The organism is Mycobacterium sp. SMC-4, from assembly GCF_025263265.1.
Classification (GTDB): Bacteria; Actinomycetota; Actinomycetes; order Mycobacteriales; family Mycobacteriaceae; genus Mycobacterium.
On sequence record NZ_CP079869.1, the window covers coordinates 2,411,513 to 2,434,145 of the forward strand.

Here is a 22,633-nt window from a genome sequence, read left to right on the forward strand (position 1 = left end):
GGTCAGGCCGGGTGCGTGCGCACGCTCGGCGAGCTCCGCGGCGGTGACCTCTAGACTGATTCGTTGACATTCCCCCGCGAACAGGAGTACTTCGTGCTGCGCAGCCATGCCGCCGGATCGTTGCGGCCCGCCGACGCCGGTCAGACCGTGACATTGGCGGGCTGGGTGGCGCGACGACGCGACCACGGCGGGGTCATCTTCATCGACCTGCGCGACGCCTCCGGTGTGTCGCAGGTGGTTTTCCGCGAAGGCGACGTGCTGGCCCAGGCGCACCGGTTGCGCGCCGAGTTCTGCATCGCGGTGACCGGCGCCGTCGAGGTCCGACCGGAGGGCAACAGCAACCCGGAGATCCCCACCGGCGACATCGAGGTGAATGCCACGACACTGACCGTTCTGGGAGAGAGCGCGCCGCTGCCGTTCCAGCTCGACGAGACCGCCGGTGAGGAAGCCCGACTGAAGTACCGCTACCTGGACCTGCGCCGGGAGGGACCCGGGAATGCTCTGCGGTTGCGCTCGAAGGTCAACGCGGCGGCCCGCGAAGTCCTCGCGGCGCACGATTTCGTCGAGGTCGAGACCCCGACCCTGACCCGATCCACCCCTGAAGGCGCTCGCGACTTCCTGGTCCCGGCCCGGCTGCAGCCGGGGTCGTTCTACGCGCTGCCGCAGAGTCCGCAGCTGTTCAAACAACTGCTGATGGTGGCGGGTATGGAGCGCTACTACCAGATCGCGCGGTGTTACCGCGACGAGGATTTCCGCGCCGACCGGCAACCCGAATTCACCCAGCTGGACATCGAGATGAGCTTCGTCGACGCCGACGACGTGATCGCGGTGTCCGAGGAAGTGCTCCGGGCGCTCTGGTCTCTGGTCGGATATGAGCTGCCGTTGCCACTGCCGCGGATCAGCTACGCCGACGCCATGCGTCGGTTCGGCACCGACAAGCCCGATCTGCGGTTCGGGCTGGAACTCGTCGAATGCACGGACTACTTCGCCGATACCCCGTTCCGGGTGTTCCAGGCCCCCTACGTCGGTGCGGTCGTGATGCCCGGCGGGGCGTCACAACCGCGTCGGACGCTCGACGGCTGGCAGGAGTTCGCCAAGCAGCGCGGTCACAAGGGCCTGGCCTATGTGCTGATCGGTGACGACGGCGAACTCGGCGGTCCGGTCGCCAAGAACCTCACCGACGTCGAACGCGCGGGCCTGGCCGCTCATGTCGGCGCCCAGCCGGGGGACTGTGTGTTCTTCTCGGCCGGTCCGGCCAAAGCGGCCCGGGCGCTGCTGGGGGCGACCCGTATCGAGGTCGCCAAGCGCCTCGACCTCATCGACCCGAACGCCTGGGCGTTCACCTGGGTGGTGGATTGGCCGATGTTCGAGCCGGCCGCGGAGGCCGCCGCCTCCGGTGATGTGGCGGTCGGGTCCGGGGCCTGGACCGCGATGCATCACGCCTTTACCGCGCCGAAGTCGGAGTCGGAAGCCACCTTTGACACTGATCCGGCCGGTGCGCTCTCCGATGCCTACGACATCGTCTGCAACGGCAACGAGATCGGTGGCGGTTCGATTCGCATCCACCGCAGCGACGTCCAGGAGCGGGTGTTCGCGATGATGGGCATCGATCACGACGAGGCCCGGGAGAAGTTCGGATTCCTGTTGGACGCCTTCACTTTCGGCGCCCCGCCGCACGGCGGTATCGCCTTCGGCTGGGATCGGATCACCGCGTTGCTGGCCGGGGTGGACTCGATCCGCGAGGTCATCGCATTCCCGAAGTCCGGCGGTGGTGTCGACCCGCTGACCGACGCCCCGGCGCCGATCACCGTGCAACAGCGCAAAGAGTCCGGAATAGATGCCAAACCCGAGAAGCTTGAGAAGACATGACCGACAAAGAGAAGCTCTACTCCGATACTGCGGCACTCGATGAGTTCAACCGCAACATCGTCAACGAGTTCCGCGCCAACGGCGGGCGGGTCGGCGGTCCGTTCGAAGGCGCGACGCTGCTGCTGCTCCATACCACCGGTGCGAGATCGGGTCGCCCGCGGATGTCCCCACTGGCGTACCTGACCATTGACGACAAGATGATCATCGTGGGTTCGTATGCCGGAGGGCCGAAGGATCCTGCGTGGGTGCACAATCTGCGCGCCAATCCGACAGCGCACATCGAGCTCGGCGACGACAGCTTCGACGTCGTTGCCCGGGAGTTGTCGGCCGACGAACGTGCGGCGACCTATCCGAAGATCGTCGAGATTGCCCCGGTGTTCGCCGACTACCAAGCCAACACCTCGCGTGCGATCCCGCTGTTCGAGCTGAGCCGCGACTAGGCCCTGGCTCAGCGGAAACGCGCCGGAGCGGGGGTACGATCCGCGCGTGCAGTCCGATGCAGGGCCGAAGGCGGCCGAGAAGCCAGGGAGTACGCAACGCCACAAGCGTGCTGTACGCGCCACCGTCCTGACGACGGTACTGGCCGTCCTGGGCGTCTACGTCGCCTCCATCGTCGGGTACGCGCTTCTGGAGCCGCCACCGGCCCCCTTCGAGTTCTCTGAAGCCTCGGTCGATGCGCAGACATCGGTGATCATCCGACTGCACCAGCTCGAGACCGCGGACAACCGGTTGACGGTGGACGTGTTGCTCCATCCGGGCGACGACCTCATCGCGGAGGGTCCCGAGGTGCTGGAGAATCCCATTGTGCGGCTGAGCTCGTGGACGCAGTCCCGCGAGTTGATCTACATTCGCGATGAACTCAAGAGCAACGCGTCCAAAGTCGAGTTGACCGCCGTCGGTGATCCCGACAACTGGCCACTGGACACCTACACCACCAACATCCTCGGCGTGGAGGCATTCTTGGGCGACGGCGCCGAGCGCCGTGCGCTCGAAGCGAGGATCATCGTCGCGGGCAGCGTCAACGGGTGGACGGTGCAAACCGACTCCGGCACAATCGATGCACCCTGGGGTCCGATTCCGAGCGTCCAGTTCACCCTGCAACGCACCCGTGGCGCTCATGCCATCGACGTCGGTATCCTGCTGGTGCTGCTCACATTGCCGGCGACGGCGCTGTTCGTTTCCATCGAGATGCTGCTCCGGCGGCGAAAATTCCTGCCGCCGTTCATCACCTGGTTCGCAGCCATGTTGTTCGCCGTGGTGCCGTTGCGCAATGTGTTGCCCGGTTCGCCTCCACCGGGGTCCTGGGTCGACCTGGCGGTCGTTCTGTGGGTGCTGCTGGCCCTGGCGGGGGCGATGGTCATCTTCATCATCGCGTGGTGGCAGCAGACCAAGGGCGAGCTTGAGTCCGCTAGTCCAGCCGTTCGATAATGGTGGCGTTGGCCATGCCGCCGCCTTCGCACATCGTCTGCAGTCCGTACCGACCGTCGCGCTGTGCCAGTGCGTTGACCAGCGTGGTCATGATGCGTGCTCCGCTGGCACCGAGCGGGTGACCGATCGCGATCGCGCCGCCGTTGACATTGGTCTTGGCCAGGTCTGCTCCGGTCTCCTGAGCCCAGGCCAGAACCACGGGTGCGAATGCCTCGTTGACTTCGAACAGATCGATATCCGACAGCGACAGACCAGCCCGGGAGAGCACGTGCTCGGTGGCCGGGATGACACCGGTCAGCATGTAGAGCGGGTCCGACCCGACCGCAACCGTGGTGTGGATGCGTGCCAGCGGACGTAGTCCGAGTCGCCGCGCGGCCGCGCCGCTGGTGATCATCAGCGCCGCGCTGCCATCAGACAGCGGTGAGCTGTTGCCGGCTGTGATGTGCCACCCGATCTGCGGGAAACGGGCCGCGATTGCCTCGCTGTAGAACGCCGGCTTCAGGGCGGCCAGACCTGCCGCCGTGGTGTCGGGACGAATGATTTCGTCCTGCTGCAGCCCGGCGATCGGCGCGAGCTCGGAGTCGAAGAGCCCGTCTTTGGTCGCGCCCGCAGCCTTCTGGTGGCTTGCCGCGGAGAGTTCGTCGAGTTGGGCACGGGAGAGCCCCCACCGAGCGGCGATCAACTCTGCGCTGATCCCTTGAGGCACCAGCCCGTCCGGGTACCGGTCGGCCACCCCATCGCCGAAAGGATTGCTACCGGGCCACACCGAGGAGCCCATGGGCACGCGGCTCATCGATTCCACCCCGGCGGCGATGACGACGTCGTAGGCACCTGCCACCACGCCGTGGGCAGCGAAGCTGACGGCCTGTTGGCTGCTACCACACTGCCGGTCAACAGTGGTGCCCGGCACACTGTCCGGGAAACCCGCGCCCAGCAGCGCGTTTCGGGCGATATTGGCGGCCTGGTCGCCGACCTGGGTGACCGCACCGGCGATCACGTCGTCCACGTCGGCCGGATCGACGCCTGTTCTGGCCATCAGCGCGCGCAGGCTGTGTGCCAGCAGGTCGGCGGGCAACGTATCATGCAGCGCGCCAACGGGCTTGCCCTTGCCGACGGGCGTGCGGACGGCGCCGACAATGACGGCGTCGCGGTCGGAATAGCCTGGCATGAGGTCCCTCCCTGAAAATCGCATCTGGGTATGGCAATCTATACTCAGATGTAACGCCTGAGTTCAGTCAAAGCAACCCAGCCGGGAAGTGATGTAGATGACAGTCCTGCACGGCGCACTCGCCGATCGCGACAGCTGGTCGGCCATCGGCCGATGCCCGATCGAGAAGACGATGGCGCTGCTGGGCACCAAGTCGGCGATGCTGATCATGCGTGAGGCCTACTACGGCACCAAACGGTTCGACGACTTCGCGCGACGAGTCGGGATCACCAAGGCCGCCGCCTCGGCGCGGCTGTCCGAACTCGTCGAGGCCGGTCTGTTGGCCAAGCAGCCCTACCGCGAGCCCGGCCAGCGCATGCGCGAGCAGTACGTGCTCACCCCGGCCGGCCTGGACTTCATGCCGGTGGTCTGGGCGATGTTCGAATGGGGACGTAAGCACCTCGGTGGCAGCCCGCTGCGACTGACCCACCTTGGCTGTGGCGCCGAGACCGGTGTGGCGCTGCGTTGCGCAGACGGACACGACGTGGCCCCCGATGAGCTCGGTGTCAAGATCGCCCCGACCTGACCTGCGTCGTCGTCACCGGTGTGGTGGGATCTAGCTGTAACTCCCAGACAGGTTGTGAACGGCGTGGTGAGCGGAAGTAGGTGAGGACCTCCGGTATCGGTGTGGTTACCAAACACGCACATCCGATTACCGAGAGGTCCTCATGGTCCACGCTAATGCTTCGTTGACTCCTCGTGGGCGGTTGCGGCTTGCGCAGGCGGTTGTTGATCAGGGCTGGAGTTTGCGGCGCGCGGCTGAGCGGTTCCAATGTTCGGTGGCCACAGCCAAGAAATGGGCCGACCGTTATCGCGACGGTGGCGAAGCAGCGATGGTAGACCGGCCCAGCCGGCCGCATCGCAGTCCGTTGCGGTTGCCGAAACGACGTGAGCGGCGCATCGTCAACCTGCGCTTCACCCGGCGCTGGGGCCCACATCGCATCGCCGCTTACCTGCACCTGCCACGCTCGACCGTTGAGGCGGTGCTGCGCCGCTACCGGATGCCATTGCTGCGGCACCTGGACCAAAACACCGGGTTACCGGTACGCCGGCCCAAACCCCGCCGCTATGAGCACCCGGCTCCCGGCGACTTGGTCCATGTCGACGTCAAGAAACTGGGCCGCATCCCCGACGGGGGCGGCCATCGCAAGCTGGGTCGCCAAGCCGGCCGGCGCAACCGCTGCGGCATGGGATACACGTTCTTGCACCACGCCGTTGATGACCACTCCCGGCTGGCCTACTCCGAGGACCTCACCGACGAACGCAAAGAAACCGCCGCGGGATTCTGGAAACGCGCCAACGCGTTCTTCGCCGACCACGGCATCACCGTCAAACGAGTGTTGACCGACAATGGATCCTGTTACCGGTCAAAGAATTTCGCTGAAGCGCTCGGCCCCGACATCACCCACAAGAGGACCCGGCCCTACCGGCCACAGACCAACGGCAAAGTCGAGCGATTCAACCGCACCCTGACCACCGAATGGGCCTATGCGCAGACCTACCGCTCTGAGGCCGAACGCGCCGGAACCTACCAGCACTGGCTGCATCACTACAATCACCACCGACCCCACACCGGCATCGGCGGAATGACACCAATCGAGCGCCTACGCGTTCACAACCTACCCGTGAAGAACATCTAGCGCTATGGGTATCAAGGTTGCCCTCCAGCACCGCACCAGCTACACCTTCGACCGGCTCGTCGAGGTGTACCCACACGTGGTGCGGTTGCGTCCGGCGCCGCATTCCCGGACCCCGATCGAGGCCTACTCGCTGCAAGTCGAGCCCGCCGACCACTTCGTCAACTGGCAGCAGGACGCGTTCGGCAATTTCGCGGCACGCCTGGTGTTTCCGACCCGAGCCCGCCAGCTGACCGTCACGGTCGGGCTGATCGCGGACCTCCTGGTGATCAACCCGTTCGACTTCTTCGTCGAGGACTACGCCGAACATTTCGGCTTCGACTACCCCAGGGCGCTGCTCGAGGACCTCAAGCCCTACCTGCGGCCGGTCGACGAGGGCGGCGAGGGCACCGGGCCGGGGGACCTGGTACAGGCCTGGGTCCAAAACTTCGCCATCGCACCCGGCACCCCCATCATCGAGTTCCTGGTTGCGCTCAACCGCGCGGTCAACGCTGACGTCGGCTACAGCGTCCGGATGGAGCCCGGCGTGCAGACACCGGACACCACATTGCGTACCGGCATCGGGTCATGCCGCGACTCAGCCTGGCTGCTGGTGTCGATTCTTCGCCAGCTCGGCCTGGCCGCCCGGTTCGTGTCGGGATATCTGGTGCAGCTGACCTCCGACGTAGTGGTGCTCGACGGACCGAGCGGCCCCGATGCGGACTTCACCGACCTGCATGCCTGGACCGAGGTGTACGTCCCGGGCGCAGGCTGGATCGGTTTGGACCCGACGTCGGGGCTGTTCGCCGGTGAGGGGCACATTCCGCTGGCCGCCACCCCCCATCCGGAGTCGGCGGCACCGATCACCGGTGCGACCGAGCCGTGTGAAACCACAATGGAATTCAGCAACCTCGTGACCAGAGTGCACGAGGACCCGCGGGTCACCCTGCCCTACACCGAGTCGGCATGGGCGGCGATCACCGCCCTCGGCCACCGCGTCGACGACCGGTTGGCGGCGGCCGACGTGCGACTGACCGTGGGCGGTGAGCCGACATTCGTGTCCGTCGACAACCAAACCGCGCCGGAATGGACCACCGACGCCGACGGCGCGCACAAGCGCGAGCGTGCCTCGGCCCTGGCGGCCAGGCTGAAGAAGGTGTGGGCGCCGCACGGACTGATACAGCGCAACCAGGGCAAGTGGTACCCGGGTGAACCGCTTCCGCGGTGGCAGATCGGCGTGTTGTGGCGCACCGACGGGTTGCCAATGTGGGACGACGAGGAGCTACTGGCCGACCCGTGGCCCGAACAACCGAACACCACCGTGGCGCCGGCCGACGCCGCATATCGGTTGCTGCGCGCGGTCGCCGACGGGCTTGAACTACCCGACGGCCAGATTCGTCCGGCGTATGAGGATCCGCTGAGCCGCCTGCTGGCTGCCGTACGTCAACCTGACGGTGACCCGGTCGCCGCCGGGGACGATCTGCAGACCGACACAGCACAGGCGCGCGCGGCACTGCTGGCTCGGCTGGATGCGCCGGTCACCGAGCCTGCGGCGTTCGTGCTGCCGCTGCATCGGCGTGACGACGACACCGGTTGGGCCAGCGCGAACTGGCGATTGCGCCGCGGACGCATCGTCCTGGTCGAAGGTGACTCGCCGGCCGGTCTACGGCTGCCGCTGGACTCGATCAGCTGGGCCGACCCGCGGCCGGCCTTCGATGCCGACCCGCTGCACCGGCGCGCTGCCCTGGAGTACGCCGACGAGGCCGCGACGGCGCTCGTCGACGACGCTGACGACGCACCGACAACCGCCCTGGTCGCCGAGATCCGCGGTGGACTGCTGTATGTGTTCTTGCCTCCCGCCGAGGAGTTGGAGCATTTCATAGACCTCGTGCACCGTGTCGAGGTGGCAGCCGCCACGATCGACTGCCCGGTGGTGGTGGAAGGCTACGGGCCGCCCGCCGACCCACGCCTGCGGTCGATGACCATCACCCCCGACCCCGGTGTCATCGAGGTCAACGTGGCGCCGACGGCGGGCTTCGCCGAGCAGTCCGGCCAGCTCGAGGTGCTCTACGACCAGGCGCGACAGGTGCGCCTGTGCACCGAGTCCTTTGATGTCGACGGCAGTCACGGCGGTACCGGGGGCGGAAATCACATCACCCTGGGCGGGATCACGCCCGCGGACTCTCCGCTGTTGCGGCGCCCAGACTTGCTGGTCTCGCTACTGACCTACTGGCAACGCCACCCATCACTGTCCTACCTGTTCGCCGGACGGTTCATCGGGACCACATCGCAGGCACCGCGGGTCGACGAAGGCCGACCCGAGTCGCTCTACGAGCTGGAGATCGCATTCGCCGAGATAGCCCGATTGTGCCGTGGTGGGGGAGACGCCGCGTGGGTTGTCGACCGGGCTTTGCGTCACCTGCTCACCGACATCACCGGCAACACCCACCGCGCAGAGTTCTGCATCGACAAGCTCTACAGCCCCGACAGCGCCCGTGGCCGGCTCGGCTTGCTGGAGTTGCGCGGTTTCGAGATGCCGCCGCACCACCAGATGGCGATGGTGCAGTCACTGCTGGTGCGTTCGTTGGTCGCCTGGTTCTGGGACGAGCCCCTGCGGGCTCCGCTGATTCGACACGGCGCCAATCTGCACGGGCGCTATCTATTGCCCCACTTCCTCATCCACGATATCGCCGAGGTCGCCGCGGACCTTCGGGCCCATGGCATCGAATTCGACACCAGCTGGCTTGACCCGTTCACCGAGTTCCGGTTCCCCCGCATCGGCACCGCTGTGTTCGGCGGGGTCGAAATCGAACTGCGCGGGGCAATCGAACCGTGGAACGTGCTCGGCGAGGAAGCAACCGCCGGCGGCGCCGCCCGCTACGTCGACTCGTCGGTGGAACGTCTGCAGGTACGACTCATCGGCGCCGACCGCCAGCGGTTCCTGGTGACCGTCAACGGCTTCCCGATTCCGCTGTTGGCCACCGACAACCCAGATATCCAGGTCGGTGGCGTCCGCTACCGCGCCTGGCAACCCCCGAGCGCGCTGCATCCGACCATCACCGTCGACGGGCCGCTGCGGTTCGAACTGATCGACATTGCTGCTGCAGTGTCGCGGGGCGGCTGCACTTATCACGTTGCGCACCCGGGCGGACGGTCGTATGACACCCCGCCCGTCAACGCTGTCGAGGCAGAGTCGCGTCGGGCGCGGCGATTCGAGGCGGGCGGATTCACCCCGGGACCGGTCGACGTCGCAGCGTTGCGCGAGCAGCAGGCACGGCAGTCGACCGACGTGGGCGCGCCGGGCATTCTCGACCTGCGGCGAGTGCGTACCGTGCTGCAGTGATGGTTCTCCCCGCGACTGGTCCAAGCCACTTCGACGACCCGCTGGCGCCTTACCGTCGGCTGCGGGCGCAGCAGGTGCTGTTCGACCTGCAGGCCGGTGGACCGGCCGGTGACCACGACGAATTCGTCGACGCGGCAGGCGATGTGCGTCCTGCCTGGCAGGAGCTTGCCGACGGGATCCGGGACCGGGGACGCGGCGGCCTGCAGCGCCTGCGAGCCGCGGTCCGCGACTTGGTCGACAACGACGGCATCACCTACATCCATGTCGACGATGCCACCGCCGACCCCGACGCCGGGCCGATGCCGATCCCGTGGCGATTGGATCCGCTGCCGCTGGTGATCTCGGCAACCGATTGGGACAGCCTGGAAGCGGGCCTGGTGCAGCGCTCGCGCCTGCTCGACGCGGTGCTCAGTGATATCTACGGATCCCAACGCGTCATCACCGGGGGAGTGCTGCCGCCGCAGCTACTGTTTGCCCACCCGGGCTATCAACGCGCTGCCCACGGGATCGCGGTGCCCGGCAGGCACCAGCTGTTCCTGCACGGTTGTGACGTCAGCCGCACCCGGTCGGGTGAATTCCTGGTCAATGCCGACTGGACCCAAGCCCCGTCTGGGGCCGGATACGCGCTGGCCGGCCGGCGGGTGATCGCGCATGCGGTCCCTGACCTCTACGAGCAGATCGCGCCGCGCCCCACCGCGCCCTGGGCACAGGCGTTGCGATTGGCGCTCATCGATGCCGCCCCGGAATCGGCCGAGGAGCCGGTGGTGGTCGTGCTCAGCCCCGGCATTCACTCCGAAACCGCTTTCGATCAAGCCTATCTGGCCAGTGTGCTGGGCGTCCCGCTGGTCGAGAGTGCCGACCTTGTGGTGCGCGACGGCAAGCTGTGGATGCGCTCGATGGGGACCCTCGAACGTGTCGACGTGGTGTTGCGGCGCGTCGACGCCGACTACGCCGATCCGCTCGACCTGCGCGCCGAATCCCGGCTGGGTGTCGCGGGCCTGGTCGAGGCATTGCGCCGCGGATCGGTGACCGTGGTCAACACGCTCGGCAGCGGCATTCTGGAAAGCGCTGGCCTGCAGCGGTTTCTGCCGGTCATGGCACAGGCGCTGCTCGGTGAGACACCGCTACTGGCCACCCAACCGATGTACTGGGGCGGCATCGATGTCGAGCGCTCCCACCTGCTGGCCAATCTTTCGACGCTGCTGATCCGACCCGTCACCGCAGGGACGGCGATTGTCGGCCCGGAACTGTCGGCTTCCCGTCGTGAACAATTGGCAGCGGCGATCGCGGCCGAACCCTGGCAGTGGGTCGGCCAGGACCTGCCGGAATTCTCTTCGGCACCGGCGGCTTTCGCCGCCGGTTCGGTGTCCTCATCGAGCATCGGGGCGCGGTTGTTCACCGTCGCCCAACGGGGCGGCTATGCGCCGATGATCGGAGGCCTGGGTTATGTCCTGGCCCCGGGCACCGCAGCCTATCGGCTCGACACCGTGGCCGCCAAGGATGTTTGGGTTCGGATGGCACCCAGAGCCACGGCTGAAAAGCGGGCAGAGGCCACTGGACTGCCGCCGATGGCCCGCTCCAGCCCGACTCGCGAAGTCAGCTCACCCCGCGTGCTCTCCGATCTGTTCTGGATCGGCCGCTACGCCGAACGCGCCGAGCACATGGCGCGACTGCTGACCGTCACCCGTGAGCGCCACCACGAGTTCCGGCACCGCCAACCAACCGAAGGCAGCGAATGCGTGCCGGTACTGCTCACCGCGCTGGCGGACCTCACCGGCGTCGGTGCCGACGACGATGTCGACGAGATGGTGGCCACGGCCTGGTCCACGTTATGGTCGCTGACTGCCGACCGGCACCGTCCCGGCTCGTTGGCCCAATCGATCGAACGTCTCGGGTTGGCCGCTCGCTCCGTACGCGACCAGATGTCCAACGACACCTGGATGGTGCTGTCAGCGGTGGAGCGGGCGCTGCTGCAGGCGCCTGAGCAACCGCCGGAGTCGAAAGTTGAAGGCGAGGCTTTCCTGTCGACGACGAACAACCTGGCACTGGCAGGGATGCTGGCGCTGTCGGGAATGTTCGCCGAATCGATGGTGCACGATGTCGGATGGACGATGATGGACATCGGCAAGAGGATCGAGCGGGGCCTGGCGCTGACCGCGCTGTTGCGGACGACCCTGACGGCGGCGCGCGGACCCGGTGCCGAACAAACGATCATCGAGTCGACGTTGGTGGTGTGTGAGTCGTTGGTGATCTATCGCAGGCGCAACCCGGGAAAGGTGAGCGTGGCCGGGGTGGCCGAGTTGGTGTTGTTCGACGTGGCCAATCCGCGTTCACTGGCGTATCAGCTCGACCGGGTGCGGGCCGATTTGCGGACGCTGCCCGGTGCCTCTGGGTCCTCGCGACCGGAGCGGATGGTCGACGAGATCGCCGCACGGTTGCGGCGCATCGAACCCGACGAACTGGAGGACATCAACGCCGAGGGCCGCCGCACCGATCTCGACGGATTGCTCGCTGCCACGCACCGCGATCTGCGCGAGGTGGCCGGCGTCATCAGCTCCACCCACCTGTCGCTACCGGGCGGCATGCAGCCGTTGTGGGGACCCGACCGGCGCCGCCTGGTGCCATGACCGGCCGGTGTTACGAGATCGTCCACCGCACCGAGTACCGCTACTCCGACGTGGTGACCAGTTCCTATGGCCGCGGCTTCCTGACGCCGCGCGACCTGGCCCGTCAGCGCTGCCTGTCTCACGAACTGGCCATCGACCCGGTCCCCGACGACAGCTCGACCAGCCGTGACGTGTACGGCAACGTCAGCTCGTACTTCCATGTGGCCCGGCCGCACCGGGCGCTGTCGATCATCAGCACGTCAGTGGTGCAGGTCGACCCGCCCCCGGCCGATCTGTACCAAGGTCCCTCAGCGCGCGCGCCGTGGGAGATTGCCCGTCCAGTCGGCGCCGACGGGGCGCGGGCTGTGGAGTTCACGCTCGACTTGCAACCACCCGAGATCACCGACGAATTGCGCGCCTACGCGGCACCGAGTTTCGTCTCCGGGCGCCCGCTGATCGACGTGCTCCGCGACTTGACGACGCGCATTTACCGGGATTTCACCTACCGCACGGGGTCGACCACGGTGTCGACCAAGGTCAGCGAGGTTTTGGCTGCGCGGGAAGGGGTATGTCAGGACTTCGCGCGGCTCGCGATCGGATGCCTGCGTGCCAACGGTCTGGCAGCCAGTTACGTCTCGGGGTATCTGGCTACCGACCCTCCACCGGGGAAGGAGCGCATGGTGGGCATCGATGCGACGCATGCCTGGGCTTCGGTCTGGACGCCGCAGAACGTGTGGCTCGGGTTGGACCCGACCAACGACCAGATGGTCGATGAGCGCTACATCACAGTGGCTTTCGGCCGTGACTACGCCGACGTGCCTCCGTTACGCGGGATCATCTACACCGAGTCGGAGCGCAGTGTCATCGACGTGTCGGTCGATGTGGCCCCGTGGGGCGGGACGGTGCGTGGTGCGTGATTTCACCTGCCCGAATTGTGGACAGCGGCTGGCATTCGAGAACTCGGTGTGCCTGAGTTGTGGTAGTGCCCTAGGTTTTTCGATTGAAGACATGGCCCTGTTGGTGATCGCCCCGGCCGAGGAAAGCGAACACGCCGGCGCCGTCGACGAGGGCCAGTATCAACTGTGTGCGAATCTGCATCTGGCCGAATGCAACTGGCTGGTCGAGAAGGGTCCGATCGCCAGGTTGTGTGCGTCGTGCGCGTTGACCCGAACCCGGCCCAACGACGCCGACACCATCGCGCTGGCGGCGTTCGCGACTGCCGAGCGAGCCAAGCGCCGGCTGATCGCCGAATTGCACGAGCTGAAATTGCCGATCGTCGGCCGAGACCTCGACCCCGACTTCGGGCTGGCGTTCGACCTGCTGTCGAGTCAGTTCGAGAAGGTGTTCACCGGCCACGCCAATGGTGTGATCACCCTCGACCTCGCCGAAGGTGACGATGTACACCGCGAACAGTTGCGCATCTCGATGGACGAGCCGTACCGCACCTTGCTCGGACACTTTCGCCACGAGATCGGGCACTACTACTTCTATCGCCTGATCGGCACGTCTCCGCAGTACTTGGAGCGCTCGACCGAGTTGTTCGGCGACCCCGAGCTCGACTACCAGGCAGCGCTGGACCGCCACTACAGTCAAGGTGCCCCCGCGGGCTGGGAAGAGGACTTCGTATCCTCCTATGCCACCATGCATCCCGCCGAGGACTGGGCCGAGACCTTCGCGCATTACCTGCACATCCGCGACACCCTCGATACTGCCGCGGCGTTCGGATTCGCCCCGGCCACTGCGACCTACGACCGCCGGGTGCTGGGACCCAGTGGATTCGACACCATCATCGACATGTGGCTGCCGTTGTCCTGGGCGCTGAACATGGTCAACCGCTCGATGGGCAAAGACGACCTGTACCCGTTCGTGTTGCCGCCTCCGGTGCTGGAGAAGATGCGCTTCATCCACACGGTGATCGACGACGTGATTTCTGACCCGGCAAAGCTGGCCGAAGCCGGCGCGCCGGCGCAGACGCAGGAACAACAGCTGGGTTAGTGGCCCAGTAGCGAGTCCGCGTCGACGTGCGCGACTGTCGGCAACCGGGTCACGATGCCGGAGGTGCCGTCCACCCGGACTCGGTCACCGGTGCGCAGCCGAGTCATTGCGTCCTCGATCCCCGCCACCGCGGGGATTCCGTACTCGCGGGCTACCAGGGCCCCGTGGGACACCACTCCGCCGACCTCCATCACGAGCGCCCCCGCGAGGAGAAAAAGGGGTGTCCAGCCGGGGTCGGTGCTGGCGGCGACCAACACCTCCCCGGGTTGCAGCCGGGCCCCCACTGGCGAGTCGAGAATGCGTACCACCCCCTCGTGCACGCCCGGTGACAGCGCCGTGCCGATCAGTGCGGCGGACGACGCGTCGGCCGGCTCCACGGTAGACCCGTACACCGTCTCCCCATCGCTGGTCAGCACCCGCGGCACCAGCCGCCGTTGCAGCTCATGCCGAAACGACAACCGGTTGGTTCGGGCGCGGGCGCGTAGGTCGGTTGGTTGCCCGGCCAGGGCGACCCGTACGTCTGCCGGGTCGAGGAAGAAGATGTCCTCGGGGTCATCGAGCAGGTCGCGGTCTACCAGGGACTCGGCACAGCTCCTCAATGTCGTGCGGCCCAACGCTATCGCTCGAATCATGTCGAACTTGGGTCGTTCTCGTAGACCGCCCAGCTCCCGGTGCCTGGCCAGCAGGCTACCCAGCAATGTCGCCGATATCCTGCCGCGGCGTCGGCGGACATCGGCGATAAGACAGTCGCTTGCCCTGCGGGCTTGGTCGGCACCGCGTTCGAACGCCGACAGCGCACCTGAGCGCCGGTAGCCGTTGACCAGTTCGAACACGTAGGTCGGGTCGTCCGCGAGCCGCGGTAGGCCAAGATCGACCTCGCGATCGGGCGCGCGATGGCCGAAGCGGGCCAGGAACGCCACCACGCCGGGGTTGGAGGCGGCCGGCGGGCCGGTGGCGGCGTCGCGGTCGCGAGCCAGATCCGCCAGAGCCGCCCCCATCGCGATCGTCGGGTCATGCGGTAGCCACCGCAACACTGGTTCGAACCCGGTCGAGGTTCCCAGCCAGCGGTGCACCAGCCGTTCGATGGCTACCCGGATCATCCACTCGCCGTAGACCGCTCCGAGCTGCCGGATCGCCAGATCGCAGGTCGCCGCCGGTAGCTCGCGATCGACGAAATCGAGTCGTCCGCCCGGTGTGGCCGAGGCTGTGGCACGACGCTCGAGTTGTGCGAGTTGGCGTTCGGCGCGGGCGATGAGGCGACGGCGCGCCCGGGCCGGCGCAACCAGCGAGGCGACCAGGCCCACGGTCACCGTAGGCAACCAGCTCAGCAGCCCGCGCGGCAGCAGTGGGCGGGATGCGCGCGTCAGCCGATCGCCGTTGTACTGCAGCCATTGTCGTAAAGCAGCGCTACCGGCCGGATCTTTCATCGCGAAGTTGGCCACCAGTCGGGTCGCGAGCCGGGGACGCTGCAGCAGCACTGTCACGTCCAGGAATATCCGATGCGCGACGACTGGCAGCCAATCGGCGTCGCCGGTGATCACCCGCGGTCGTCGACCCGAGACCAGGTACCGGATCCAGCTGCTGATCATGGCCCGGAAGAACGCGGTGCCGGCCGGTGTCAGCGGCTCGGCGATGCCCTGGGCCAGGAGCATCGCCGGGATGTAGACACGCAATCCCGGTCCGGCGGCCTGCGGAACCGGAAACAGTGTGGTGATGGGCCGGGACTGCAGCACGACGACGGCACCCTCCTGCAGGGCCCACTCGAGATCCTGTGGGCTGCCGAATAATTCGGCAGCACGGTTGCCCAGCGCGACGAGAGCGTCGAGCTGTTCCGGGGTCAGTAAGCCGGCAGCTCCCTCGGGAACCGGCGATGCGCTGTCGATGACCCAACGATCAGGGGTGACAGCACCGCTGACCATGGCGTCACCGAGTCCTGCTGCGGCCTCGATCACCATGCGATCCCGGCGCCCGGACAGCGGGTCGGCGGTGAACAGCACGCCCGCGGCTGTGGCGCTCACCATAGGCTGTAGCACGACTGCAACCGCCAGACCCGCGTGCCCGATCCCGTGATCCCGCCGATAGGCGATGGCGCGGGCGCTCCACAGCGAGGACCAGCAGCGACGCACCGCGCTGCACACCGCAGCGTCACCCACCACGTCGAGCACCGTGTCTTGCTGTCCGGCGAAACTGGCCTCGGGGAGGTCCTCGGCGGTTGCCGAAGACCGGACAGCCATGGCTCTACCGCCCAGCGACGCGGCCGCGGCTTCCAGTTCGCGACGCACGGGCGCGGGCACCGGAACGGACTCGAATGCCGACCGCAGGCGTTGCGACGCCGCGGCCACGGCATCGGGGTCGGTGCCCAGGTCGTGCAGTTCCCGGCGGATCAGCTCGTCGAGTGAGTGTTCGGCGACAAAGCGGCGGTAGGCATCGGTGGTGACGACGAAGCCATCAGGTATCGGCATCCCGGCCTGCGCGAGTACAGCCAAGTTGGCGCCCTTGCCCCCGCTGCGGCGGGGGTCTGCGGCTGCCCGGTCCGTCAACCGGCAGACCACGGCAGCATCGATCATGGATCGTGACGCTAGGCACCGAACGGGGGCCCCGACAGAGTCGGAAGTCCCTGGTCAAATCCTGAGCAACACGCCCAGTGGCTTTGGCCGCTGCGGGCTCGGACATCCCTACGATCACCCGGTGGCTGATCGCTATGGCGCCGACATCCTGGCCGACAATCCGCACCGATCCCGCAAGCCGCGGTCGACCGAGCATCCAATCGAGATGGGCATGGTCGTCGAGGACGCCCAGACCGGCTTCGTCGGTGCGGTCGTGCGTGTGGAGTACGGCCGCATGGAACTCGAAGATCGGCACGGGCGCCGCAAGCCCTTCCCGGTGGGCCCCGGTTATCTCATCGACGGTCGGCCGGTCATCCTGACCGCGCCGAAGGGGGCGGCGCCGCGCGCTACCACCCGGACCGCCTCGGGGTCGGTCGCCGTGGCGGGGGCTCGTGCCCGGGTCGCCGCGGCCAGCCGGATCTACGTCGAGGGCCGCCACGACGCCGAGCTGGTCGAACAGGTCTGGGGCGACGACCTGCGCATCGAGGGGGTGGTGGTCGAGTACCTCGGTGGCGTTGACGACCTACCCGCGGTCGTCTCCGATTTCCGTCCCGGTCCCGGGCGCCGACTCGGTGTTCTCGTCGACCACCTGGTACCCGGGTCCAAGGAGGCCCGGATTGCCGAGCAGACGATGCAGGCGGTCCGCCGCGGCCCCGCCGGTGAGCACACTCTGGTGGTCGGGCACCCGTTCATCGACATCTGGCAGGCCGTGAAACCGGCGCGGCTGGGAATGACAGCGTGGCCGCACGTACCGCGGGGCCAGGAATGGAAGCACGGCGTGTGTGCCGCGCTGGGATGGAAGCACCGCGATCAAGCCGATATCGCCGCCGCCTGGCAACGCATCAGGGGCCGGGTCCGGGACTGGACCGACCTGGAACCCGAGCTGATCGGACGTGTCGAGGAACTGATCGACTTCGTCACCGCTCCCGTGTAAGCACGAGAGCGTGTCCGACAGCCTTTTCGACGTCCCCGGTGACCCCTCACCGCCTGCGGCGGGCCCGCTGGGGGCGTCGGTGCCGTTGGCCGTGCGGATGCGCCCGACCACGCTCGACGAGGTCGTCGGACAGCAGCATTTGCTGCAGACCAACGCTCCGCTGCGACGGCTCGTCGAGGGTTCGGGTGCCGCGTCGGTCATCCTCTTCGGCCCCCCGGGAACCGGCAAGACCACCTTGGCGTCGTTGGTCTCGCAGGCCACCGGACGGCGATTCGAGGCGCTCTCGGCACTTTCTGCCGGTGTCAAGGAAGTTCGGGCGGTCATCGACCAAGCCCGCCAGGCCGCGATGCGGGGTCAGCAGACGGTGCTGTTCATCGACGAGGTGCATCGCTTCTCCAAGACCCAGCAGGACGCCCTGCTGGCCGCGGTGGAGAACCGTGTGGTGTTGCTGGTAGCGGCCACCACCGAAAACCCGTCGTTCAGTGTGGTCGCGCCGCTGCTGTCGCGCTCGCTGATCCTGGCGCTGCAGCCGTTGACACCAGCCGACATCGCCACCGTTGTGCGGCGTGCCATTGCCGACGAGCGTGGGTTGGGCGGTCGGGTGGCGGTTGCCGACGACGCGGTAGAGCTGTTGGTGCAACTGTCGGCCGGGGATGCCCGCCGCGCCCTGACCGCTTTGGAGGTGGCCGCCGAAACCGGTGACGAGGTCACCGTCGAGGTCATCGAACAGTCGCTGGACAAGGCGGCGGTGCGCTACGACCGCGACGGCGACCAGCACTACGACGTCGTCAGCGCGTTCATCAAGTCGGTGCGCGGTTCCGACGTCGACGCGGCGCTGCACTATCTGGCCCGGATGCTCGTCGCCGGGGAGGACCCGCGCTTCGTGGCTCGCCGGTTGGTGATCCTGGCCAGCGAGGACATCGGGATGGCTGATCCGAGCGCACTGCCCGCCGCGGTGGCCGCCGCCCAGACCGTCCAGCTGATCGGTATGCCCGAGGCGCAACTGACCTTGGCGCACGCGACCGTGCACCTGGCCACCGCGCCCAAGTCCAACGCCGTCACCACGGCGCTGGGTGCCGCGATGGCCGACATCCGGGCCGGCAAAGCGGGTCTGGTGCCGGCGCATCTGCGCGACGGACACTACTCGGGGGCGGCCAAGCTGGGTCACGGGGTTGGCTATCGCTACGCCCACGACGAGCCGGGCGGCGTTGCCGCCCAGCAGTATCCGCCTGACGAGCTGGTGGGGGTGGATTACTACCAGCCGACCAACCGTGGTGCCGAGCGTGAGATCGCGTCTCGGTTGGAGAAGTTGCGCGCGATCATTCGCCGAAGGCGCTGAAGACAAAGTGATCCCGGCTGGTCGGGGGCCCAGCCGGGATCACAGCACCGCGCTTGGGGGCTAGCGCATGAGCCCGGAGCGGCGCCCGCCCGTGACACCGGTGCGACGACGGCCCATCAGCGAGGCCACCAGTGCCACGCCGATTGTCGCGACGACGACCTGGACAAGGAGTTCGCCCCAGTTGAACTGACCGGCGGCGGCGGTGACGCCGATCGCCCGGGCGATTGCGGTACCGATGAGCGCGCTGACGATGCCGACCAGGATGGTGACGAGCACGCCGATGGATTGCCTGCCCGGCACGACCAGCCGGCCGAGGACGCCGACCACGATGCCGATCAGGATGGCACTGAAGATTCCGGTGACGGTCATGTCTCCTCCTCGTGTTAGGTGCGCCAGAAATACCCCTGGTCGGCGGAATTAAACGCTCGCGTCAACCACAGGACGGCCTCGTAGGCTCGTGGTATGAACACCGAAGTGCTCGACGTCGACACCTCGCGTCGACGGATCGTCGACCTCACCGCCGAACTGCGCACGTTCTGTTCCGCCCAGGGCGACGGCCGATCTGATGGCCTGTGCAACGTGTTCGTCCCGCACGCCACCGCCGGGGTCGCTGTCATCGAGACTGGCGCCGGTTCCGACGACGATCTCGTCGACACCCTGGAGCGGCTGCTGCCCCGTGACGACCGTTACCGGCATGCACACGGCTCACCCGGCCACGGTGCCGACCACGTGCTGCCCGGCCTGGTCTCACCGTCGGTGACGGTGCCGGTGGCCGGGGGTAGGCCGCTGCTGGGAACATGGCAGAGCCTCGTTCTGGTGGATCTGAACAGAGACAACCCGCAGCGATCGGTCCGCTTGAGCTTCGTGTCGGGCTGACCTGGGCGACCGGTACTGTGGTGCGGTCGAGTATTCGCAGGTGACGCCGAACCCGCGGCAACACCCTCCAGAACCGAAGGACCCCAGGACGTGCAGACACACGAGATCAGGAAGCGTTTCCTTGATCATTTCGTGAACGCGGGACACGCCGAGGTACCGAGCGCCTCGGTGATCCTCGACGATCCCAACCTGCTTTTCGTCAATGCCGGCATGGTGCAGTTCGTCCCCTACTTCCTCGGTGCCCGAACCCCGCCCTACCAGCGCGCGGTCAGCATCCAGAAATGCATCCGCACACCGGACATCGACGAGGTCGGCATTACCACCCGGCACAACACGTTCTTCCAGATGGCCGGCAACTTCAGCTTCGGTGACTACTTCAAGCAGGGTGCCATCGAGTTCGCCTGGACCCTGTTGACCAACCCGCAGGACCGGGGTGGATACGGATTTGATCCCGAGAGGCTATGGGCGACTGTCTATCTCGACGATGATGAGGCGATTGACCTCTGGCAGCAGGTCGCCGGCCTGCCGGCCGAGCGGATTCAACGCCGCGGCATGGCCGACAACTACTGGTCGATGGGAATCCCCGGGCCGTGTGGTCCGTCGTCCGAGATCTACTACGACCGTGGTCCCGAGTACGGCATCGAGGGCGGCCCAGAGGCCAACGAGGACCGCTACATAGAGATCTGGAATCTCGTGTTCATGCAGAACGAGCGCGGCGAGGGTACTTCGAAGGAGGATTTCGAGATCCTCGGCCCGCTGCCGCGCAAGAACATCGACACCGGAATGGGCATCGAGCGGGTGGCCTGCCTGCTGCAGGGTGTAGACAATGTCTACGAGACCGATCTGCTGCGGCCCGCGATAGACCTGATGGCCGCGCGAGCGCCGCGCGGGTACGGACAGGGCGTTCACGAGGACGACGTCCGGTACCGGATCATCGCCGACCACAGCCGCACCGCGGCGATCATCATCGGTGACGGTGTGAGCCCCGGCAACGAGGGTCGCGGTTACGTGTTGCGCAGGCTGCTGCGCCGCATCATCCGGGCGGCCAAGCTGCTCGGTATCGAGCGGCCGATCATGGCGGATCTGATGGCGACGGTGCGCGACGCAATGGGACCGTCCTATCCCGAGTTGGCCACCGATTTCGACCGGATCCAACGCATCGCTGTGGCCGAGGAGACCGCGTTCAACCGCACGCTGAGCTCGGGTTCGCGGCTGTTCGAGGAGGCTGCCCGGGTCACCAAGGCCTCGGGGGCCGACCGGCTGTCGGGTCATGATGCCTTCACGCTGCACGACACCTATGGTTTCCCCATCGAGTTGACGTTGGAGATGGCCGCAGAGGCCGACCTCAGCGTCGACGAGGAGGGCTTCCGCAGCCTGATGGCCGAGCAGCGCCAGCGCGCCAAGGCCGACGCCGCCTCGCGTAAGCAGGCCCACACCGACCTGTCGGCCTATCGCGAACTCGTCGACGCCGGGCCCACCGAGTTCACCGGCTTCGATGAGTTGTCAAGCGAAGCAAGAATTCTCGGTATCTTCGTCGACGGTAAACGGGTACCGGTGGTGACGCACACCGGCCGGGAAGGCGCGCACGAGCGCGTCGAGCTCATCCTGGACCGCACGCCGTTCTACGCCGAGTCGGGGGGTCAGATCGCCGACGAGGGCGCCATTACCGGCACCGGGCCATCGCAGACCGCCAGGGCGGCTGTGGGTGACGTGCAGAAGATCGCCAAGACACTGTGGGCGCATCGCGTGACCGTCGAATCCGGCGAATTCGTCGAGGGCGACACGGTCGAGGCGGCCGTCGACCCCCGCTGGCGGCACGGTGCCACTCAGGGACATTCGGGCACACACATGGTGCACGCAGCGTTGCGCGAGGTGTTGGGTCCCAACGCGGTGCAGGCCGGCTCGCTGAACCGGCCGGGTTATCTACGGTTCGACTTCAACTGGCAGGGTGCGCTCAGCGAAGCGCAGCGCACCGAGATCGAGGAAGTCACCAATCAGGCCGTCGAGGCCGACTATGAGGTGCACAGCTTCACCACCGAACTGGAGCGCGCCAAAGCCATGGGTGCGATGGCGTTGTTCGGCGAGAACTACCCCGACGAGGTTCGGGTGGTCGAGATCGGCGGCCCGTTCTCGTTGGAGCTCTGCGGTGGCACCCACGTAGCCCGGTCGGCGCAGATCGGGCCGGTGACGATTCTGGGCGAGTCCTCGGTCGGCTCCGGCGTTCGCCGTGTCGAGGCGTATGTCGGGCTGGACTCGTTCCGCTATCTGGCCAAGGAGCGGGCGCTGATGGCCGGCCTTGCTTCGTCACTGAAGGTGCCGTCGGAGGAAGTGCCGGCCCGGGTCGCGACCTTGGTCGAGAAGCTGCGCGCCGCCGAAAAGGAACTCGACCGGTTGAAGATGGCCAACGCCCGGTCCGCCGCGGCCAACGCGGTTGCCGGTGCAGAGCAGATCGGTAAGGTCCGTCTGGTGGCGCAGCGGATGGCCGGCGGAATGTCGGCAGGTGATCTGCGCTCACTTGTCGGCGACATCCGCGGCAAGCTGGGCAGTGACCCGGGTGTCGTGACGCTGATCGCCGAAGCAGACAACGACACCGTCCCGTTCGTGGTGGCGGTCAACCCGGCTGCGCAGGATCTCGGTCTGCGCGCCGACGATTTGGTCAAGGTGCTGGGCGCGGCCGTCGAGGGTCGGGGTGGGGGCAAGGCCGATCTGGCACAGGGTTCCGGTAAGGGGGCGGCGGGTATCGACGCGGCATTGGCGGCGATACGCGCGGAGATAGGTCGGAGCTAACCCGGTGGACCCCACCGACTGGACCCG

The 22,633-nt window shown here is 67.1% G+C and carries 16 protein-coding genes; 13 read left to right on the forward strand and 3 right to left on the reverse strand.

Annotation, left to right across the window (positions count from 1 at the left end; genetic code table 11):
* Positions 1 to 93: 93 nt before the first annotated feature.
* Genes aspS through KXD98_RS11760 form a run of 3 tightly spaced genes read left to right on the forward strand, consistent with a single transcriptional unit; the run spans position 94 to position 3,297 of the window.
* Positions 94 to 1,869, forward strand: a complete 1,776-nt coding sequence (gene aspS / locus KXD98_RS11750; RefSeq protein ID WP_260765147.1) for an aspartate--tRNA ligase — start codon at positions 94 to 96, stop codon at positions 1,867 to 1,869.
* Positions 1,866 to 2,309, forward strand: a complete 444-nt coding sequence (locus KXD98_RS11755; RefSeq protein WP_260764506.1) for a nitroreductase family deazaflavin-dependent oxidoreductase — start codon at positions 1,866 to 1,868, stop codon at positions 2,307 to 2,309. Before aspS ends, KXD98_RS11755 begins: the two co-directional genes overlap by 4 nt.
* Before the next feature lie 46 nt (positions 2,310 to 2,355).
* Positions 2,356 to 3,297, forward strand: coding sequence for a DUF4436 domain-containing protein (locus tag KXD98_RS11760; RefSeq protein ID WP_260764507.1), 942 nt, complete (start codon positions 2,356 to 2,358; stop codon positions 3,295 to 3,297).
* Here the strand turns inward: KXD98_RS11760 and KXD98_RS11765 are convergent.
* A complete protein-coding gene (locus KXD98_RS11765; protein WP_260764508.1) occupies positions 3,278 to 4,465 on the reverse strand; it encodes a thiolase family protein in 1,188 nt (395 codons plus the stop codon). The genes KXD98_RS11760 and KXD98_RS11765 overlap by 20 nt on opposite strands.
* Before the next feature lie 97 nt (positions 4,466 to 4,562).
* Between KXD98_RS11765 and KXD98_RS11770 the strand changes: the two genes are divergently transcribed.
* The 6 genes from KXD98_RS11770 to KXD98_RS11795 all read left to right on the forward strand — a co-directional run bounded on the left by KXD98_RS11770 (position 4,563) and on the right by KXD98_RS11795 (position 14,064).
* Positions 4,563 to 5,030, forward strand: a complete 468-nt coding sequence (locus KXD98_RS11770) for a helix-turn-helix domain-containing protein (protein WP_260764509.1) — start codon at positions 4,563 to 4,565, stop codon at positions 5,028 to 5,030.
* Between the two features lie 142 nt (positions 5,031 to 5,172).
* Positions 5,173 to 6,144 (forward strand): IS481 family transposase, encoded by a 972-nt coding sequence (locus tag KXD98_RS11775; RefSeq protein WP_047328152.1) that lies wholly within the window; start codon positions 5,173 to 5,175, stop codon positions 6,142 to 6,144.
* A 4-nt stretch (positions 6,145 to 6,148) separates the two neighbouring features.
* Entirely contained in the window at positions 6,149 to 9,463 is a 3,315-nt protein-coding gene (locus KXD98_RS11780) for a DUF2126 domain-containing protein (protein ID WP_260764510.1), read from the forward strand.
* On the forward strand, positions 9,463 to 12,090 hold the full coding sequence (locus tag KXD98_RS11785) for a circularly permuted type 2 ATP-grasp protein (RefSeq protein WP_260765148.1): 2,628 nt from the start codon (positions 9,463 to 9,465) through the stop codon (positions 12,088 to 12,090). The genes KXD98_RS11780 and KXD98_RS11785 overlap by 1 nt, the downstream gene beginning before the upstream one ends.
* The gene (locus tag KXD98_RS11790; protein ID WP_260764511.1) at positions 12,087 to 12,986 is read left to right on the forward strand and encodes a transglutaminase family protein; all 900 of its coding nucleotides are present in this window, start codon (positions 12,087 to 12,089) and stop codon (positions 12,984 to 12,986) included. Before KXD98_RS11785 ends, KXD98_RS11790 begins: the two co-directional genes overlap by 4 nt.
* The gene (locus tag KXD98_RS11795; RefSeq protein WP_260764512.1) at positions 12,979 to 14,064 is read left to right on the forward strand and encodes a putative zinc-binding metallopeptidase; all 1,086 of its coding nucleotides are present in this window, start codon (positions 12,979 to 12,981) and stop codon (positions 14,062 to 14,064) included. The genes KXD98_RS11790 and KXD98_RS11795 overlap by 8 nt, the downstream gene beginning before the upstream one ends.
* Here KXD98_RS11795 and KXD98_RS11800 read toward each other — a convergent pair.
* Complete coding sequence (locus KXD98_RS11800) at positions 14,061 to 16,631, reverse strand: PEP/pyruvate-binding domain-containing protein (protein ID WP_260764513.1); 2,571 nt, start codon at positions 16,629 to 16,631, stop codon at positions 14,061 to 14,063. The genes KXD98_RS11795 and KXD98_RS11800 overlap by 4 nt on opposite strands.
* 121 nt (positions 16,632 to 16,752) lie before the next feature.
* Here KXD98_RS11800 and KXD98_RS11805 point away from each other — a divergent pair, with 121 nt between their 5' ends.
* On the forward strand, positions 16,753 to 17,604 hold the full coding sequence (locus KXD98_RS11805; protein WP_260764514.1) for a DUF3097 domain-containing protein: 852 nt from the start codon (positions 16,753 to 16,755) through the stop codon (positions 17,602 to 17,604).
* A gap of 10 nt (positions 17,605 to 17,614) precedes the next feature.
* Complete coding sequence (locus KXD98_RS11810; protein WP_260764515.1) at positions 17,615 to 18,943, forward strand: replication-associated recombination protein A; 1,329 nt, start codon at positions 17,615 to 17,617, stop codon at positions 18,941 to 18,943.
* A gap of 60 nt (positions 18,944 to 19,003) precedes the next feature.
* Here the strand turns inward: KXD98_RS11810 and KXD98_RS11815 are convergent, their stop codons facing one another.
* Positions 19,004 to 19,312 carry a GlsB/YeaQ/YmgE family stress response membrane protein gene (locus KXD98_RS11815; protein WP_260764516.1) on the reverse strand — a complete coding sequence of 103 codons (309 nt, stop codon included), beginning with the start codon at positions 19,310 to 19,312 and terminating at the stop codon, positions 19,004 to 19,006.
* A 105-nt stretch (positions 19,313 to 19,417) separates the two neighbouring features.
* Between KXD98_RS11815 and KXD98_RS11820 the strand changes: the two genes are divergently transcribed.
* Both KXD98_RS11820 and alaS read left to right on the forward strand, forming a co-directional pair.
* Positions 19,418 to 19,819: a secondary thiamine-phosphate synthase enzyme YjbQ gene (locus tag KXD98_RS11820; protein ID WP_260765149.1), complete on the forward strand. Its 402-nt coding sequence runs from the start codon at positions 19,418 to 19,420 to the stop codon at positions 19,817 to 19,819.
* 90 nt (positions 19,820 to 19,909) lie between these two features.
* The gene (alaS, locus tag KXD98_RS11825; protein WP_260764517.1) at positions 19,910 to 22,606 is read left to right on the forward strand and encodes an alanine--tRNA ligase; all 2,697 of its coding nucleotides are present in this window, start codon (positions 19,910 to 19,912) and stop codon (positions 22,604 to 22,606) included.
* The last annotated feature ends 27 nt before the right edge of the window (positions 22,607 to 22,633 follow it).

Excerpts from the sequence above, each read along its gene's own strand:
- KXD98_RS11755 (WP_260764506.1), top strand. The coding sequence starts at position 1,866 with ATGACCGACAAAGAGAAGCTCTACTCCGATACTGCGGCACTCGATGAG.
- KXD98_RS11765 (WP_260764508.1), bottom strand. The coding sequence starts at position 4,465 with ATGCCAGGCTATTCCGACCGCGACGCCGTCATTGTCGGCGCCGTCCGC.
- KXD98_RS11770 (WP_260764509.1), top strand. The coding sequence starts at position 4,563 with ATGACAGTCCTGCACGGCGCACTCGCCGATCGCGACAGCTGGTCGGCC.
- KXD98_RS11775 (WP_047328152.1), top strand. The coding sequence starts at position 5,173 with ATGGTCCACGCTAATGCTTCGTTGACTCCTCGTGGGCGGTTGCGGCTT.
- KXD98_RS11780 (WP_260764510.1), top strand. The coding sequence starts at position 6,149 with ATGGGTATCAAGGTTGCCCTCCAGCACCGCACCAGCTACACCTTCGAC.
- KXD98_RS11785 (WP_260765148.1), top strand. The coding sequence starts at position 9,463 with ATGGTTCTCCCCGCGACTGGTCCAAGCCACTTCGACGACCCGCTGGCG.
- KXD98_RS11790 (WP_260764511.1), top strand. The coding sequence starts at position 12,087 with ATGACCGGCCGGTGTTACGAGATCGTCCACCGCACCGAGTACCGCTAC.
- KXD98_RS11800 (WP_260764513.1), bottom strand. The coding sequence starts at position 16,631 with ATGATCGATGCTGCCGTGGTCTGCCGGTTGACGGACCGGGCAGCCGCA.
- KXD98_RS11815 (WP_260764516.1), bottom strand. The coding sequence starts at position 19,312 with ATGACCGTCACCGGAATCTTCAGTGCCATCCTGATCGGCATCGTGGTC.